16 protein-coding genes are annotated in these 15,550 nt (G+C 46.9%); 10 read left to right on the top strand and 6 right to left on the bottom strand.

The annotated features are described in order from the left end of the window. The first annotated feature begins 42 nt into the window (after nt 1–42). The 6 genes from LQV63_RS27430 to LQV63_RS27405 all read left to right on the top strand — a co-directional run bounded on the left by LQV63_RS27430 (nt 43) and on the right by LQV63_RS27405 (nt 7,057). Nucleotides 43–210 (top strand): hypothetical protein, encoded by a 168-nt coding sequence (locus LQV63_RS27430; RefSeq protein ID WP_019424463.1) that lies wholly within the window; start codon nt 43–45, stop codon nt 208–210. 465 nt (nt 211–675) lie between these two features. Next, a complete protein-coding gene (locus LQV63_RS27425; RefSeq protein WP_233699080.1) occupies nt 676–1,710 on the top strand; it encodes an ABC transporter substrate-binding protein in 1,035 nt (344 codons plus the stop codon). Nucleotides 1,711–1,927: 217 nt separating this feature from the next. Next, nucleotides 1,928–2,416 carry a ferric iron uptake transcriptional regulator gene (fur, locus tag LQV63_RS27420; protein WP_325175925.1) on the top strand — a complete coding sequence of 163 codons (489 nt, stop codon included), beginning with the start codon at nt 1,928–1,930 and terminating at the stop codon, nt 2,414–2,416. Nucleotides 2,417–2,579: 163 nt separating this feature from the next. Further along, nucleotides 2,580–3,548: an ABC transporter substrate-binding protein gene (locus tag LQV63_RS27415; protein ID WP_233699079.1), complete on the top strand. Its 969-nt coding sequence runs from the start codon at nt 2,580–2,582 to the stop codon at nt 3,546–3,548. A 4-nt stretch (nt 3,549–3,552) separates the two neighbouring features. Next, on the top strand, nt 3,553–5,325 hold the full coding sequence (locus LQV63_RS27410; protein ID WP_233699078.1) for an ABC transporter ATP-binding protein: 1,773 nt from the start codon (nt 3,553–3,555) through the stop codon (nt 5,323–5,325). After that, nucleotides 5,318–7,057, top strand: coding sequence for an ABC transporter ATP-binding protein (locus tag LQV63_RS27405; protein WP_233699077.1), 1,740 nt, complete (start codon nt 5,318–5,320; stop codon nt 7,055–7,057). The genes LQV63_RS27410 and LQV63_RS27405 overlap by 8 nt, the downstream gene beginning before the upstream one ends. Nucleotides 7,058–7,271: 214 nt before the next feature. Here LQV63_RS27405 and LQV63_RS27400 read toward each other — a convergent pair whose 3' ends face one another. Both LQV63_RS27400 and LQV63_RS27395 read right to left on the bottom strand, forming a co-directional pair. Then, complete coding sequence (locus LQV63_RS27400) at nt 7,272–7,589, bottom strand: AzlD domain-containing protein (protein ID WP_019424470.1); 318 nt, start codon at nt 7,587–7,589, stop codon at nt 7,272–7,274. Then, a complete protein-coding gene (locus tag LQV63_RS27395; protein ID WP_019424471.1) occupies nt 7,586–8,296 on the bottom strand; it encodes an AzlC family ABC transporter permease in 711 nt (236 codons plus the stop codon). The genes LQV63_RS27400 and LQV63_RS27395 overlap by 4 nt, the downstream gene beginning before the upstream one ends. A gap of 151 nt (nt 8,297–8,447) precedes the next feature. Between LQV63_RS27395 and LQV63_RS27390 the strand changes: the two genes are divergently transcribed. Beyond that, complete coding sequence (locus LQV63_RS27390) at nt 8,448–9,026, top strand: helix-turn-helix domain-containing protein (RefSeq protein ID WP_233699076.1); 579 nt, start codon at nt 8,448–8,450, stop codon at nt 9,024–9,026. Nucleotides 9,027–9,107: 81 nt separating this feature from the next. On the opposite strand, the gene LQV63_RS27385 is transcribed toward LQV63_RS27390, so the two are convergent. Together LQV63_RS27385 and dhaS are read right to left on the bottom strand one after the other, a co-directional pair. Next, entirely contained in the window at nt 9,108–10,688 is a 1,581-nt protein-coding gene (locus LQV63_RS27385; RefSeq protein ID WP_233699075.1) for an oleate hydratase, read from the bottom strand. Between the two features lie 252 nt (nt 10,689–10,940). Next, nucleotides 10,941–11,510 carry a dihydroxyacetone kinase transcriptional activator DhaS gene (dhaS, locus tag LQV63_RS27380; RefSeq protein WP_233699074.1) on the bottom strand — a complete coding sequence of 190 codons (570 nt, stop codon included), beginning with the start codon at nt 11,508–11,510 and terminating at the stop codon, nt 10,941–10,943. Between the two features lie 135 nt (nt 11,511–11,645). On the opposite strand from dhaS, the gene LQV63_RS27375 reads away from it, so the two are divergent. The 3 genes from LQV63_RS27375 (at nt 11,646) to LQV63_RS27365 (ending at nt 14,103) form a co-directional block, all read left to right on the top strand. Continuing rightward, complete coding sequence (locus tag LQV63_RS27375; protein ID WP_233699073.1) at nt 11,646–12,707, top strand: serine hydrolase domain-containing protein; 1,062 nt, start codon at nt 11,646–11,648, stop codon at nt 12,705–12,707. A gap of 185 nt (nt 12,708–12,892) precedes the next feature. Further along, nucleotides 12,893–13,351, top strand: a complete 459-nt coding sequence (locus LQV63_RS27370) for a hypothetical protein (protein ID WP_233699072.1) — start codon at nt 12,893–12,895, stop codon at nt 13,349–13,351. 545 nt (nt 13,352–13,896) lie between these two features. After that, nucleotides 13,897–14,103 (top strand): hypothetical protein, encoded by a 207-nt coding sequence (locus LQV63_RS27365; RefSeq protein WP_233699071.1) that lies wholly within the window; start codon nt 13,897–13,899, stop codon nt 14,101–14,103. A gap of 131 nt (nt 14,104–14,234) precedes the next feature. Here LQV63_RS27365 and LQV63_RS27360 read toward each other — a convergent pair whose 3' ends face one another. Together LQV63_RS27360 and LQV63_RS27355 are read right to left on the bottom strand one after the other, a co-directional pair. Next, nucleotides 14,235–14,567 carry a PAS sensor protein gene (locus LQV63_RS27360; RefSeq protein ID WP_233699070.1) on the bottom strand — a complete coding sequence of 111 codons (333 nt, stop codon included), beginning with the start codon at nt 14,565–14,567 and terminating at the stop codon, nt 14,235–14,237. Nucleotides 14,568–15,186: 619 nt separating this feature from the next. Further along, on the bottom strand, nt 15,187–15,336 hold the full coding sequence (locus LQV63_RS27355; RefSeq protein WP_233699069.1) for a hypothetical protein: 150 nt from the start codon (nt 15,334–15,336) through the stop codon (nt 15,187–15,189). Nucleotides 15,337–15,550 lie beyond the last annotated feature (214 nt).

Raw genomic sequence — 15,550 nt, 5'->3', positions numbered from 1 at the left:
AAAAAAGCCGCGTATACCTCTTCACGGCAGGTCTTCACATTAATGATGTTTGGATATATTGAAGGCATTCCGACTTCGCTAAAAGTGAAAAAAGTGGTGTGCATGGCTGGCAGAGTGCCTTCAGGGCCGTTTGAAGTGATGTCCAAAATGATGACAGCCTTCTTGCCAGAAGCTTTGTTTCCGTCAGGGAAAAATGTAAAAAGCTGTTGAGTAAATTAACGGGGCCGATTTATTCTATGATGCAGCACAAAATCGTCATCTTTGAGAACAGCCAGCTCGCTGCTCTGCAAAATAAAGCACTGTTTTTAATAGGTGAATACGATAGGTTTTCCAATTACGCGAAAGCAATAGCCAAGTTAGACGTGAATAAGCTGCTGTACAAAATAATAAGAGATGCTGGTCATGCTATTAATCATGAACAAGCCGAGATGATAAACAAGGAGATTGTGAATTTTCTGGAATGGGAACTTAGATCCCTTTGCGAGCCAAGGAAATTGCAGTCATTTTGTATAATAGAGCACGAGTTTGTATAAGAAATGAACCGAGAATTTGCATTGTAAGACGTAAATGTGATGAGATACAATTGTCGTGAACGAATAAATGAGAATGAGAATCATTACATATGAGTATTCTCTGTTCGTTACATTTACAACTTGCATGGGAGTGGAACGGTTTATGGTTAGTTCGCGTCGGATAATGGATATATGGATGGCTGTATTGCTTGTTGTGATTATGAGTCTGACTGGTTGCGGAGCGCAAGGGCAGTCGGCGGGACAGACGGAGCAGCAGGAAAACAAAGAGAATGCAGAGCCAAATACGGACAAATCGTCCACTGAACAAAAACAAAAGGAAAGCGAACAGCAAACAGGCAGCACTCGGGTAGTTACAGATGCGTTCGGTGAAGTCGAGATTCCGGTAAATCCGCAGCGGGTGGCTGCTCTTTACTTGGAGGACTATATCGTGGCATTGGGTCAACAGCCGGTGGTGCAATGGTACACGCATACGTGGGGCACACAAGAATATCTGAATCTGGACGTGCCGTTGTTCGATATGGATGGCAGCATTGAGGCACTGTTAGATGTAAATCCAGATTTAATTATCATTCCTGGAGATCCTGATGCGGCTAAGTACGAGCAATATTCCAAGATTGCGCCAACCTACTGGCTGCCGGCTGATGTCAATCAAAATATGCCAAAAACACTTGAAACGATGGGTGATTTGCTAGGTGCGACTGATAAAGCAAAGGATGTTCTTGCACAGTATGAGCAAAAAGCGGCGGAAGCAAAAGGAAAGCTGGAAAAAGCGATTGGAAAAGAAACCGTGGCCGTGATTCGGCAAAGCGGCAAAGATAAATCGTTAGCATTGTTTAGCGCGCATAAAGGCTTTATCGGTCCTACGATGTACACAGATCTTGGCTTGACACCACACAAGCTGGTCACAGATATCAAAGACTATCATGCACAGTTATCATTAGAAAAAATTCCTGAGCTCGATGCCGATCATATTTTTATTTTTCCATCCAATGGAGACTGGAATACGGATTACAATAAAGAAGCAATCGCGGAATTAGAGAGTGCAGCATTGTGGAAGAACTTGCCTGCTGTGAAAAATGGACATGTATACAAGGTAGAACGCTCCCACTGGCAAACGACAGCGGTCACAGCAAAAATGATGCAAATTGATGATGTAGTTAAGATGCTAGTGAAGTGAGAAGCAGCAACGAAGTCAGCAGTAACTAGGAAACCAATCGGTAAAGCTTTTCAGCCAATGTTGAAGAGCTTTCTTTTTGGTTTATGTTTTTTTGTCGGGACTTTGAATGGCTATTGATTATTTTTATTTATTTGATTAAACTAGTATCATAACTAAATTAAAATAATTCTAATTAAGAATTTGGCGATAAACAACAACTTGGGAGGTGTTGACGAACATGATGATGACAGAGCGGCTTGATAAAATCAATCAGCAATTGATCAGCAAGCACTACAAGCTGACCTCTCAGCGTGAAGCGATAGTTCGAGTGTTACTGGAGAACGAAAGCGATCATTTGAGCGCCGAGGAAGTGTTCATGCTGGTGAAGGACAAGTATCCCGAAATTGGACTTGCCACCGTGTATCGAACGTTGGATCTATTATCTGAGCTTCATATCGTAGAAAAAATGAATTTCGGTGACGGGGTGGTTCGCTTCGACCTGCGTGGAGACGGACATGAACATATGCATCATCATATGATTTGTTCGGAGTGCGGAGCGGTGGAAGAGATTCAGGATGATTGGCTGTTGGAACTGGAAGAACGAATCGAACGCGAATTTGGCTTTAAGGTGACCGATCATCGACTCGATTTTTCAGGCAGATACCACATATGTAAAAGCAATGTTTGCAAGAAAGCATCCGTAAAGAAATGCAAGGCAGTTTCCTAAATTTAAAAAACGAACATGACCACTGGAGTTATTTCTCCAGTGGTCTTTTTGCGTGAAGATATATTCCCGCTAACCGCAACGTATTCCGCCTACTGGTAGAAGCTCAAATCGCCTGCATTATATGATGAAGTGACTGATACTAGAAAAGGGGAATGGAAAGAACATGAGGGGAAGAAAAGTATTTTCGTTTTTATTAGTCGTTACCATGTTATGGAGCATAGTCGGATGCGCCGGGATTGACTCGAGTCATACAGTCAAGGAAGAGGACAAGAAGTCGGCTTCAACAGCCAAAGTGGATAGTGCTGCATCAGCTTTTCCGCGCATGATCACACATTTGAAGGGCGAGACCGTCATCCAGGCACGACCGCTCAAAATCGCGACGCCCTATATCTCGTTTGTCGATTATATGGCCGTTTTGGACGAATATCCGATTGCAGCGCAAGGGATTGAGACTATCACGCGGAATTTTCCAAGCTTGAGCAAGCGTGTGGCGGGGAAAGAGATACTAGATCTCGGTATGGAGGTCAATCTGGAGAAACTGCTGGGCGCGCAGCCGGATTTGATTATTGCAGCAGACGATATGCAGGATCAGTATGAGAAATTAACCCAAATTGCTCCAACCATCATTCTTCCGCAAGCGGGGGACTGGCGGGAAACGTTGCAGCAAATTGCGGAGGTGATTGGCAAAGAGGACAAGGCTAACAGCGTGCTTGCCGAATTTGACCGCAAATCCGCGGAATATAAAGGAAAATTAGCGTTTAGAAGTAAGGAATCCGTACTGTTTGTCATGTACACAGGGAAAGAACAGTTTATTACCTGGAACGATGGCCGCTTCGATCCTTTTTACAAGGGGCTCGGACTTAAGCCGGTGGATGGAGCGAATGCAGATGGACAATTATCGCTGGAAAGCTTGGCTGCGCTAAATCCGGATCATTTGTTTGTAATCAACAATTGGCAGAGTCCGATTCAGGGAGGCGTCAAGGAGGCCTTGAAGGACAGCAAGGTGTGGAATAGCATGAATGCGGTGAAACACAACAGCGTGTACTTCTTGGAAGATCCTTCGCTTCCTGGACCGATGGCACTTGCCAAAATCGACGGCATCGAAGAAATTATGAATGCGATGGGGAAATAGAGAGATGGCACAGTCAAAATCATTGCGATTTCTGCTCCGACTGGCCGGCAAACAGCGCAGAAAACTAATATTGTCTTGTCTGTGCTCTGCGGCCAGCGCTGTATTTGCGTTAATTCCTTTTGTCATCGTGTATCGCATGGCGGAAGGTCTTCTCCATCCACAGGCCGATGTGTCAGCGGTCCGGCAGCTCATTCTGGTTGCATGTATTGCTGTATTGCTGCGGTTCGCCTTGATGGGGGCCTCGACGATGCTGGCGCACACTGCTGCGTTTCACGTGTTGTATGACTTGCGTGTACGTCTGATCGAGAAGCTGGGGAAGCTGCCGCTCGGTTTTTTTAGTACGCAGCATTCTGGACGGCTCAATAAAGTTATTGCCGACGATGTCGAGCGCATTGAGTCGTTCATCGCGCACCATCTGCCGGATCTGACGGCGTCGATCATCGCGCCGTTGCTAACGACGGCGTACCTGTTCGCTGTCGATTGGCGTCTAGGTATCGCTGCGCTGCTGCCGATACCCGCCGCCTTTGCCGTTCAGGGGTTGATGTCGGCTCACGGTCGCCGGAGCGATGATATGCAACGAATGCATGATCTATCGGAAACGATGAATGGAGCCATCGTTGAGTTCGTACATGCGATGCCGGTCATCAAGTCGTTTAACCAGACCGTGCATTCGTTCGCTCGATATCGCCATTCGGTAGAGAGCTACGCGAGCTTATGGACGCAAATTGCCCGCAAGAAAACGCCGCTCTATACCCTGTTTCTTCTGCTATTAGAATCGGGGCTGCTGTTCATTATGCCTGCGGGTGTCTGGTTGTATGGGCAAGGCGCAATTACGCTTTCTGTCTTGCTGCTGTTCCTGCTTCTTGGCGTCGGACTGACAGCGCCGTTGCGGCAAATCTCGACATTGGGCCACATGATGCAGAACAATCTGGAAGGGGTCCGCCGAATAGAGGCGGTGCTGTCCGAAGAGGAGCAATCCGTTCCGACACGCTCAGAAGCCAATAGTCCGCAGCGGTTCGACATTGATTTCCGTCAGGTTCGATTTGCTTATGGGGAACGGGAGGTGCTGAAAGGAATCGATCTGACGGCTGAGCATGGCAAGGTAACTGCCTTTGTCGGTCCTTCCGGAGCGGGGAAATCAACGGCTGCACAGCTGATCGCCCGTTTCTTCGACCCTGCGGCAGGAGAAATTCGCTTGGGAGGCTTCGATATCCGCTCTATACCGCCGGAACATCTGATGGACCTCCTATCGTTCGTCTTTCAGGATGTTCCTATCGTAAGCGACTCCGTAGCTGCCAATCTGCGGATGGGCAAGGAAGGGGCCAGCGAGAGTGATATGATTGATGCGGCTCAAGCGGCTCAAGCGCATGATTTTATCTCCGCGCTGCCGGAAGGTTACAATACGCGAATTGGTGAGGGTGGCGTTCCTCTAAGCGGAGGGGAGCGGCAACGGCTTGCGATCGCCCGCGCTATTCTGAAGAACGCGCCGGTTCTGATCTTAGATGAAGCTTTCGCGTTCGCTGATGCGGAGAACGAGGCTAAAATACAGGATGCGTTAAGCAGGTTGTTGCATGGGAAGACGGTTGTCGTCATTGCGCATCGGCTATCTACGATTATGGATGCGGATCGCATCGTCGTGTTTGATGACGGTCAAGCAGCCGGAATAGGAACCCATGATGAGTTGCTTCACAGTTGTCCATTATACGCAGGTATGTGGCAGGCTCACCGGGATGCCGGGGAGTGGTCGCTCGAAGGAAAGGAGGAGTCCGATGTTTAGCACAATCCGCTTGATTACGGGGCGTTCCAGAGGGTTACTGTCTCGGGCGACTCTCTATACGGTGCTAGAAATGATCGCAAACGCCGCTCCTGCCGGGCTCTTATATGCCATTCTGGCATCTCTGTTTCAGGGGCCGGCTTCGCTAAAGCAAATTCTGTGGTGGACGGTGTTGCTGATTGGCTTGTTCGCCGTACAAGCATTGTTCTCCAGCCTCGGCCAGATCGAAGCACAGAGCAATGGCGCCACGATTATGAAGGATGTGCGCTTGCGTCTGGGTGAGCATTTGCGGAAGCTGCCGATGGGTTACTTCGCCCGCCGGGATCAAGGGGACATCAGCCACACCCTGCTGACAAATGTAGATGAAGTGGAAATGATATTAACCCACTTGTTCAATCATGTCATCGGTTCGATTATTCTGCCGATCGTTAGCGCGGCGTTTCTGCTGGTCGTCGATTGGCGGCTGGCGCTCGCCGTACTCGTATCCGTACCACTGGCGCTTCCTCTTTTATATTGGTCCCAGACTCTGATGAGTCGGAGGAGCAAGCAGCGGCAAGAGGCGGCAGCGGCAGTGCATTCGCGCTTGCTTGAATACGTGCAGACGATCCGGTTGATCAAAGCCAACAATCAGACGGGACAGCGGTTCTCCCGGCTAGATAGCGCGATGGCCCAGCTGCGAGACGATAGTATTCGGGTGGAAGCGATGACGTCCCCAGTCGTGATGCTGTTCTCCATTGTTCTGGATCTTGGGTTTGTGTTTCTGCTGCTGATCGGCAGCTATTTGCTAGAAGGGGGCACGCTGGATACGGCGGCGTTTTTGATCTTTCTGGTCGTCAGCATGAAGTTCTATCAACCGCTGCGCTCGGCTGGGGCGGCTTTGACACAGATGCGGTATATGGCCTCGGCGGGTGAGCGCATACGCGGCATCTTTGCCGAACCACCGCTGTCAGAGCCTGAACAGCCCCAGTTCCCCGTCTCCTTCGATATTGAATTTAGCGATGTGCGTTTTCGATATGAGGAGAAGGAAGTTTTAAGAGGGATTGATTTTAGGGTGCCGGAGCACAAGCTCATTGCGCTGGTCGGACCATCAGGCGCAGGCAAGTCCACGATAGCAGGCTTGGTATCTCGCTTTTGGGATGTCACAGGAGGAGCCGTTCGAATCGGCGGCGTCGATGTGAGAGATATGCGCAGCGAGGAACTCCTCGCTTTGGTCAGCACCGTGCAGCAGCAGCCTTACTTATTCAATGAAACGATCGCAAGCAATATTCGGATGGGGAAGCCGGGAGCTTCACATGAAGAGGTGGTGAAAGCGGCTAAGGCTGCACATTGTCACGCTTTTATTGAACAGCTGCCGCAAGGCTACGATACGGTGGCAGGAGAGGGGGGAGCGGCGCTGTCTGGGGGGGAGAAGCAACGCATATCCATTGCCCGGGCCATACTTAAGGACGCGCCGATTGTTATCCTTGATGAAGCAACCGCTTCTCTCGATCCGGAAAATGAGGCGTATCTGCAGCGAGCTATAGGCAAGCTGGCTTACGATAAAACAGTGCTGGTCATTGCCCATCGCTTGAAAACAATCCGCGCGGCGGACTGGATCTTGGTCGTCGATGAAGGCCGCATTGTGGAAGAAGGCAAGCATGAGGATTTGCTGGGAAAAGGCGGATTGTATAATAGGCTGTGGCAGGAACAACAGCGGCTCGGGGGATGGAGAATCAAGGGAGGAAGATTATCATAGCGTCGGGCTAAGGAAGTAATTACACGAAAAGCTATGATTCTGTCGGCTGGGAGAAACTGCTTGAGACGATCGAGGCTGCAATTATGAAGTAAATGAGATGCACATTCGAATATTGGGAACACAAAAAAGAGCGGAATTCACTGAGAATGCGCTCTTTTTGTGAATATTAATTATCAAAATATCAAAAAAAATGCGATCCTCGAGGTTTACGCCGTTAAATCAACCGTAGCAACGCAATAATCAATACGCCCGAAATCATCGCCCACAGCGGACTTTTGGCGAACCAAGCGGTCAGGCTCGAAACGGCTACAGCCACATAATACACCCATTCAATCTTGCCATCCACTGTTGGGTGATAGAAGATGGCCGGCGCTACCAGAGCGGCAAATACGCCGATAGGCACATAATGGAAGCCGCGTTCAACTCGTGGGGATACTTTAATGTATCGGCTGAGCGCCATGCTCGGGTAGCGGGTCAGAAATGTTGCGGCCGCGGCCACACAGATGACAATAAAGATAGTATTTGACGTCATTTCGAATACACTCCTACAGCAAATGCCGCAGCAGCTCCGGCAAATACAGCTCCGGACGTGCCGAACCATTGGTAGGCGGCCACGGATGCGATTACTGCCAGCCCGGCAGCCAAGAAATGACTGCGATGCTTCAGCATGACGATGAGAAGCCCGAGAAAAGCTGCCGTAAAGGCAAAGTCCAGTCCGAAACGGGCCGGGTCTGTAATAAACCCTCCTAGTTGATATCCGACCGCAGCGCTCGACACCCATGCCAGCAGCACGACCAAGCAAGCTCCGGCCATATATCCAAGCCCTAGCTTCCCTTGTCTTGCCTGCATCGTGCCGACGCTGTAGCTTTCATCCGTAATGCCATATGATAACCAGAGCAGATGCCTGCGATGTACGGGGCCGAGGTCCCGGCCAAGCGATAGTCCATATATAATATATCGAGCGTTAATGAGAAAAGTGCTGATTGCAATCGTCCACAGTGTGGCATCCTGCTGAAGGAGAGACAGAATGGTAAATTGTCCCGCTCCGGCGAACACGAACAGAGACATCGATACGGTTTCCAACCATGTAAAGTGATTGGCGTTATTCGCCAGCGCTCCGAAGGCAAGTCCATAAGTGAACACGCTGAGCGCAAGCGGAAACACATCGGATACAGCTTTCATAAAACCGTTCCGTAATGGAATTTCTTTTGTTATTGTAGATGATACATAGCCGTCCATCCGCGATTACTCCTCTAATATGCTATAATAACTCCCGAGATATAATATAGCATATCTGTTGCGGTGGTCAACTGATATTTTGTCTAAATCTAATCATTTTTTTATAAAGTGATTAATTTTAATCACATTACTTTACCTGATGGAGGTCGTTATGGAAAAAGACTTAATCTCTGACCGTATTGGCAAACGTTTGCGCCATTATCGGCAGCAGTTAAACATGACGTTGGACGACTTAGCCGAGCTTACCGGTGTCAGCAAGCCGATGCTCGGGCAGATCGAAAGAGGCAGCTCCAATCCGACGGTAGCTACACTGTGGAAGATTGCTTCCGGACTTCAAATCCCTTTGACCGCATTCATATTCGAGAATCCTTCCTTAAAGGTCGTGCGAGCGGAGGACCAGCCCCAATTCCGGGAAGACAACAAGCGGTTCGAAGCCTACAATACATATGCGGCGCCTGGCATATCATTAGAAACGTTCCGGGCTCGACTGCTGCCGGGCTGTTCTTATCAATCAGAGCCTCATGGGCTCGGTGTGATTGAATCCGTCACCGTGTTTGCGGGCACGCTGACGATCGAAATCGGACCGGAGACAAGCATGCTTGGGAAAGGGGATGCGATCTCCTTCTCGGCTGAAACGGGTCACATTTATAAAAACAACACCGATGAATTGTGCGAAATATCGGTATCCATTCTCTATTCCAATGTGTCCACGAATAAGACCTCCATCTAGCACAATACAAAATGCCCTTGATGCTCCGATAAGGAGCGCCAAGGGCAAGCTGATGCATTTCATATCACAATCATGTGTCGCTTAGCGGAATGAAGTTACGAGTCCATTCAACAAAGTTCTTACATCATATTGATACTGATTGATTGGAGCAATCGGCTTATTGAGGCCTAACAGTGTATACACGGCGATTCTTGCGGCTCTTACCGAGTATTCCTCGGTAAATACGACATCGTCCGGAATCTCACAGAATTGTCCGACAAATGCCAGGTTCGTTGAGCCTTGCGGAACGACCTGAGGCCGGTCGCCGACTGCGCGCGGCATGAACTGCGCTGTAATATACGGCATCATACATGGAATGCAATTGGCGGATTGGATAATCGCGTCCATGTCTTTATCGAATTTAAGATGATGCAGAAGCTCTGTCAGTATTTCTTCACCTGTACAGTCAGACATTTTCTTCTTCACATAGTCGCCTGTATTGTCTGGGAATAGACCGTAGCCCCAGAATACTTTGACATGTTCAGGCTGATTGCGGAAGTGAGGTTGATGCGCCAGTACAATTGACATCAGCCAGCTGGACTCTTTAAAGGTGACCAAGGCGCCTGTCCCTGCTTTGTTGCGGGAGAAGGCTTCCATCAGATCGAAGAATCTCGAATCTTGACACGTTACGGTGAAGGACTCCCACTTTGAACCATCGATGTTATCATCGAAGGAGGAAGGATTGCCTAAGCCAGACTTCTTGGCGGCGAGCCGATCCCACAGCTTCCAAGAGCTGCCTTTGCCGTTTAAGCTTGGCGCTTTGGTCATAGAGCCAAGGCTGTAGCCTTCTGTCATGGAACCATTGGTAACGATAACGAGGTCGCCTTCATTGAGGTCAATGGTACCTGCTGTGCCTTCTTTCACATAATGAATCTTCGTCACGGTGATATCGCTTGAATCTTTGAAATCAAGATCGGTCACCGTGCATTTCATATCAAAATCAACGCCGTACTGAGCCAAATATTTATGCAATGGAAGCGTGAGTGAATCGTACTGGTTGAACGGTGTTCTCGTTACGCCTTCAAGCGTCTGAATTCTTGGGAACTCATGCATGAAGCGAATCATATACCGTTTGAGCTCTACCACGCTATGCCAAGGCTGGAAAGCGAACGTAGTCGCCCACATATACCAGAAGTTCGTCTCGAAGAAGTGCGGGCCGAACCAGTCTTGGATGCGAGCTTTACCCATCTTCTCTTCCGGCGTAATGATAAGCTTAGACATTGCAATCCGGTCCACCATATCAAATCCCATGGATGTAACGTCCTGAACCTCAGCGTTTTTATTGACGAGTCTAGCATTGGCATGGGTTGGATGGGCCGAATCGAATTCAATGATTTCGTCTCTGACGGATTTAGCAGGATCATCGATAGATGGAATGGATTTCAACAAATCCCACGTATTCTCGTACGTTTCATCATTCAGCATTCTGCCGCCGCGAATTACATATCCTTGCTCGCCGTTGCCAGAACCGTCGTTGCTGCCGCCGAGAATTTTCGTTTCTTCAATAATATGAATATTTTGTCCAGGGAAATCACAGTCTCTAACCAGGAAAGCAGCACCTGCAAGTGACGCAATTCCGCCACCGACAAAATATACTTGTTTGTTGTTGTATTCCTTGTTCATAACAGTCGCCTCCATTGGTAATTATTAATTGTGTTCCTTAGCAACCTAAATGTATTACATCGCGGCTGCTGGCGGAATAATCAATAAACAGCGACTGTATGATTTTTAGTCATTTGTTATAAAGTGTATATATTTCAAACAAAATGCTTGCGAAAATAGGAAAAGAAATGTGGAAATTGTGCGGTGGGGCAAAGGGAAGAAAAACTTGGCTAGGCAGATTGCAAGCTGGCGGATCGCCTTGTATGACTATTGTTATTGCGGTTTGTGCTCATATCGCTGTAACGCTTTTGCGAAATTGCCTTCGACTAATTCGTTCAATTTTTCAATCATCGCTTCCGGATCTTCCTTCATTCCGTGCTCCATCCATTGAATAACTAGGCCAGTAAAGGCAAGCGTATAGAAATTGGCGATAAATTTCTTGTCCTCTTCCTTGACTTCCATTTCGCACGAAACTTCGTTAACGACACCCATGATCAATTCTGTGGTGACGCTATACAAATAATGGTCCAGATGAGTTCTTGCTAATGAATTGAGCGTGTTAACACAGAATGCTTTGTTATTTTCGATATAGAGGAAAATCTTAAGGAGACCATGTGTCCACGTGTTATAGCTCCTGTATTGGGCGATGCTCTCAACCGCTTCCGTCTTATAGACCCAACCGAGCAGATCGTATATATCTTGAAAATGATAGTAAAAAGTTTGTCTGTTCAAGCCACAGCTATCCACGATATGCTTGACGGTAATTTTATTGAAAGGAACATGGTTCATGACTTCCTTGAGCGAATTTGCAAGCGCTTTTTTTGTTATTAATGAACTAGACATTCCATCACCTTCTGCATGAGTATATAAAACAGAACTATGGACTTTATTATACCCACAATCTCATATCATCACAATTAACGCCAATCATCTCCAATTGTTGCTTCCCCGCAAGACGTTGGGCTGCATCCGCAGCAATTGGGTAAATTAGATGTGCATTTTCTATCGCTAATTGAAAACGGATCCATCCAATCGGCCAGTTATCTGATCGCCCGGAATGGAAAAGTCGCTGCTTGGAAGTCAATGGGCAAGTTGGACGGCACGGCAGACAGGGGAGATCTGCAGCCGGATTCGATTCGCAAGCTGGCTTCCATCACGAAGACATTTACGACTGTAGCGCTCATGAAGCTGGTGGAAGACGGCAAGCTGTACCTGGATCAGCCCGTATGCACCATCATTGAGGAATTAAACAATCCTACGCATCAGGATATTACGCTATATCATCTGTTGACCCATACGTCCGGCATCCTGCCGGTTGGGGGTTACTTCAATGAACCGTATCCGAACCCTTGGTGGGGCACGAACGGAATGGAGGATTGGATACGCAAAGTGTTGCAAGGACCGCTCTACTATAGGCCGGGCGAAGCGTACAATTATTCGTCCGCAGGATTTTTGCTGTTAGGTGAAATCATACAACGAGTATCTGGGGTTCCGTTCGAATCGTTCGTCATTGAGAACATTATTGAGCCGTTGCAACTGGATCGCACATTCTTCGACGTACCGGAATCGTTGCATGGGCAGGTGTGTGTTGTCGATCAATGGGACGTCAATTTGTTAAAGCCACAGGAGGATTATGCTAAGCTTCCCCCTCGATCGGACAGCGGGCTTTATTCAACCTTACACGATATGTGGAAATTCGGGCAGATGCTCTTAAACGGTGGAGCTTGGAACAGTGAGCGGATATTAGGGCGCAGAACGGTTGAACTGATGACACGCCGGCATCTGTTCGGCAAGCCTGCTTATCAGTGGGGAGGCAAGCTTCAAGATAAGCCCCATGCGCTTGGCTTCGACATTGCAGCAGATCATATGACGTCCTTTGAAACACAAGGAACTTTCCAATTAGAAGGCGCTGGTCGTTCGGCATTGTTCGTCGACCCGACGGAGCAAATGGTAGTCGTGTTTTTCGTTCCCTCTGTCAGCTCATGGGTTCCGCTATCTGTACTGGGAACGAAGCAGATTATTTGGTCGAGCCTGATGTAATATTTATATTGCTGCCGCTTCGAACAACGGAGCGGCTTTTTTATGTTGCTATTTGGGGGAATATGTTGATAAAAGTAAAATGATAGTATATTGATGCTTTAGGACTATGTACTTAATTAGGGATATATTAGTAGAATGGTAATAAGAGACAGCTGTCTCTACATAATGCGAAGGGTGGAATACCTGTGAAATTTAAAAAGTCATTTTCGATGTTTTTTGTATTTGTTATGGTTCTAGTATTTTCACAGAGTACATTTGCTGCTAAAGGGATCGGTGACACAAAAGAGACTGCTATTAACATCTTCCCAAAACAAGAAATTAGGTTATTTATAGAAGGTGGTGGGGATAAAGATTGGTTTACCTGGAACAACAATACAGGTGAAACTAAGTATTTAGGGGGTACTTTATGGCCAAGTGTGGGCGATTGCAGGTATAGATTTGGGGTAGTTATTGATTATCATAATGGTCGTGTTTCTGACGTACTTTTTGCGCAGGATCCAGTGGATATAGGCCAGTCAAAGGGGAGCGTACACTCCATAGGCAATATACAAGTTCCTCCAGGTGCAACAGTTTATTATGTTGTAGAATCGAAAAATGGAGTAATGGAAGAATACAGAATATCTCATAGAATCTATGATCTGTAATAACCAAGCAAACCAAAGCACCCATCGAGGTGCTTTTTCTATTTTAGCGAAAGGATCTGATAGACATGGCAGTAGGGCGGAAAAACAAGTACCAAACCCATGTTGAACCCAAACTCCTGCTTATCGAAGCATGGGCGAGGGACGGTTTAACAATTGAGCAGATAGCCGCAAAGTTAAGTGTAGCGAACTCCACTTTCTTTGACTATAAGAATAAGCTTCGGGAGGCCCTAAAAAAGGTCAGGAAGTCGTTGACGTTAAGTGGAGAATGCGCTGCTTAAGCGGGCAATTGGTTTTCGATATGATGAGGTTGCACAGGAAGCCGTCAAACAGATAGACGAAGAAACAGGGGGATCTATCACGGTAATGGTCAAGACTAAGCACGTCACCAAAGAAGTACAGCGGGACGGAACGGCACAGATATTCTGATGAAGAACCGCCCCGCCCGGATAAGTGGCGTGACAAGCAGGACATCAATCACAGTGGTGGAGTAAACGTCAATAATCCAATGAAAGACCTGACAGTAGACGAACTGAAGAGGTTGATCCATGATGGTTGACCTGGAGACAATCAAAAGATATTCCCGCAAAGAACTTGCTAACCGCGAGTTTTTTTATTTTTATCAGGGTATGGCTCCGGACTTCTACAAAGATGATCGGGCCTATCTTATAGAATTGTGCAATGAAATGCAGGATTTTTATGAGTCTGACGATGATATCTTAATAGTTAACGAGCCACCGCGCAGGCATTACTGAAAAAATCAGATGGATATGACACTATCATGTCAGTTTCGGGGTTTTAAATCGTGATATTATGATAGTGTGCAATAATACCAATTCATAAACTTAACCATAGCCGCCCTGTAATAGAGCGGCATTTTTCAAGATTAAACAGGAAAAATAGAATAAACAGCATGAACAGGGCCTTCATAAGTAACGCCCCACCAGTCTCCAGCTCCATCTCTGTATGAGGTGACTACTGTAATCTTAAGTTGTCCAGCATATTTACCGTCGTTGTACTGGTAGACTTGAGGGATGGATGATCTTGTTGGGGAGTATTTCTTATTATATGCTACGACAACACGTTTATTGTACTTAATTACATTGTCTTCTGAAACTGAGTTCTGGGCTTTTGCAGGGACTGAGGCTGCTACAGCAGGGATAAATGGACCTGTTAACAAAACACCTGACAACAATAGGGCCAACAATTTGAAACGCATAAGCATCTCCTTCCAAAATTAAATAGTATAACATAATATTATCCATATGTTCTAATTTGAATATTATGCCGAAGTAGTAAACAACAGCCTTTTGGTTAATTGAAAACTACTTAGCCGCTCCTTCGGGGGCGGTACTTTTATTCCAGCAATAAAACTGAGTCAAAATCATGGGTATGGGCATATGGTGGTGTATGTTGTAATTTGAGAGGAGATATTCAATTTGAATTACTGTTGTCAACCGCATCCTGCCAATGTATACCCATACACGTACCCTTACCCAGATCCAAATATGTTGAAATGCGAAACATTACAAGTAGTGGAACCATGGGTTCAGAATGGCTTACGAGAAGCGCAAACCATATCGGTTGAGCATGCCCTAAGAGAAGCTGCGGCAGTGTCTTTCTTGATAGGGAGAGGTTACAATCCTACAACCGCTCATCAGATTGTGGAATCTTGGTGGCATAGATAAGCACCTTAACCGGTGCTTTTTTTATGCCACTTTGGAGCAAGGTGTCCGACATCATCTCCCGCATAATAAGTGTGTTTATCCGCGACCATCGGGGCATTGCCCCTAGGTTTCGTCCTATTCTGCTCGGACTCATCAGGCTGGTCACCACATCTATTCGTAAATGCTATCAGCGTTTTCGTAACGGATCTTCTCGGATTTGACAGTTTCAGCATGTGGGCTATCTTTTTCTTCCTGAGTGAAATTTTTAGCCTTAATGGTTTTTTCTAAATTCTTCAGTCCGTTTTTTGTCGTTTTATCCACCCATAACACCCCCTTATTCAGGATTAGTTTTATCAAGATAGTTCCTTCTCATCCCCCCTCATGATATTAAATTCCTTGTGACATCCTAAAAAAGAGCAATCTGTTCATTTGGCAGGTTATTATTTCATAAATACATAAAAAGGAAAAAGCCGCGGTTAGTTGATATGCTCCCATCATAGTAGACAGTAGGAAAAACAAAAGCTTCTACTGCTAC

The sequence above is a fragment of the Paenibacillus profundus genome (assembly GCF_021369635.1).
Lineage (GTDB): Bacteria > Bacillota > Bacilli > Paenibacillales > Paenibacillaceae > Paenibacillus_B > Paenibacillus_B profundus.
The sequence above is the reverse complement of the archived record's forward strand: the minus strand, read 5'-3'. Positions and strand labels throughout refer to the sequence as shown.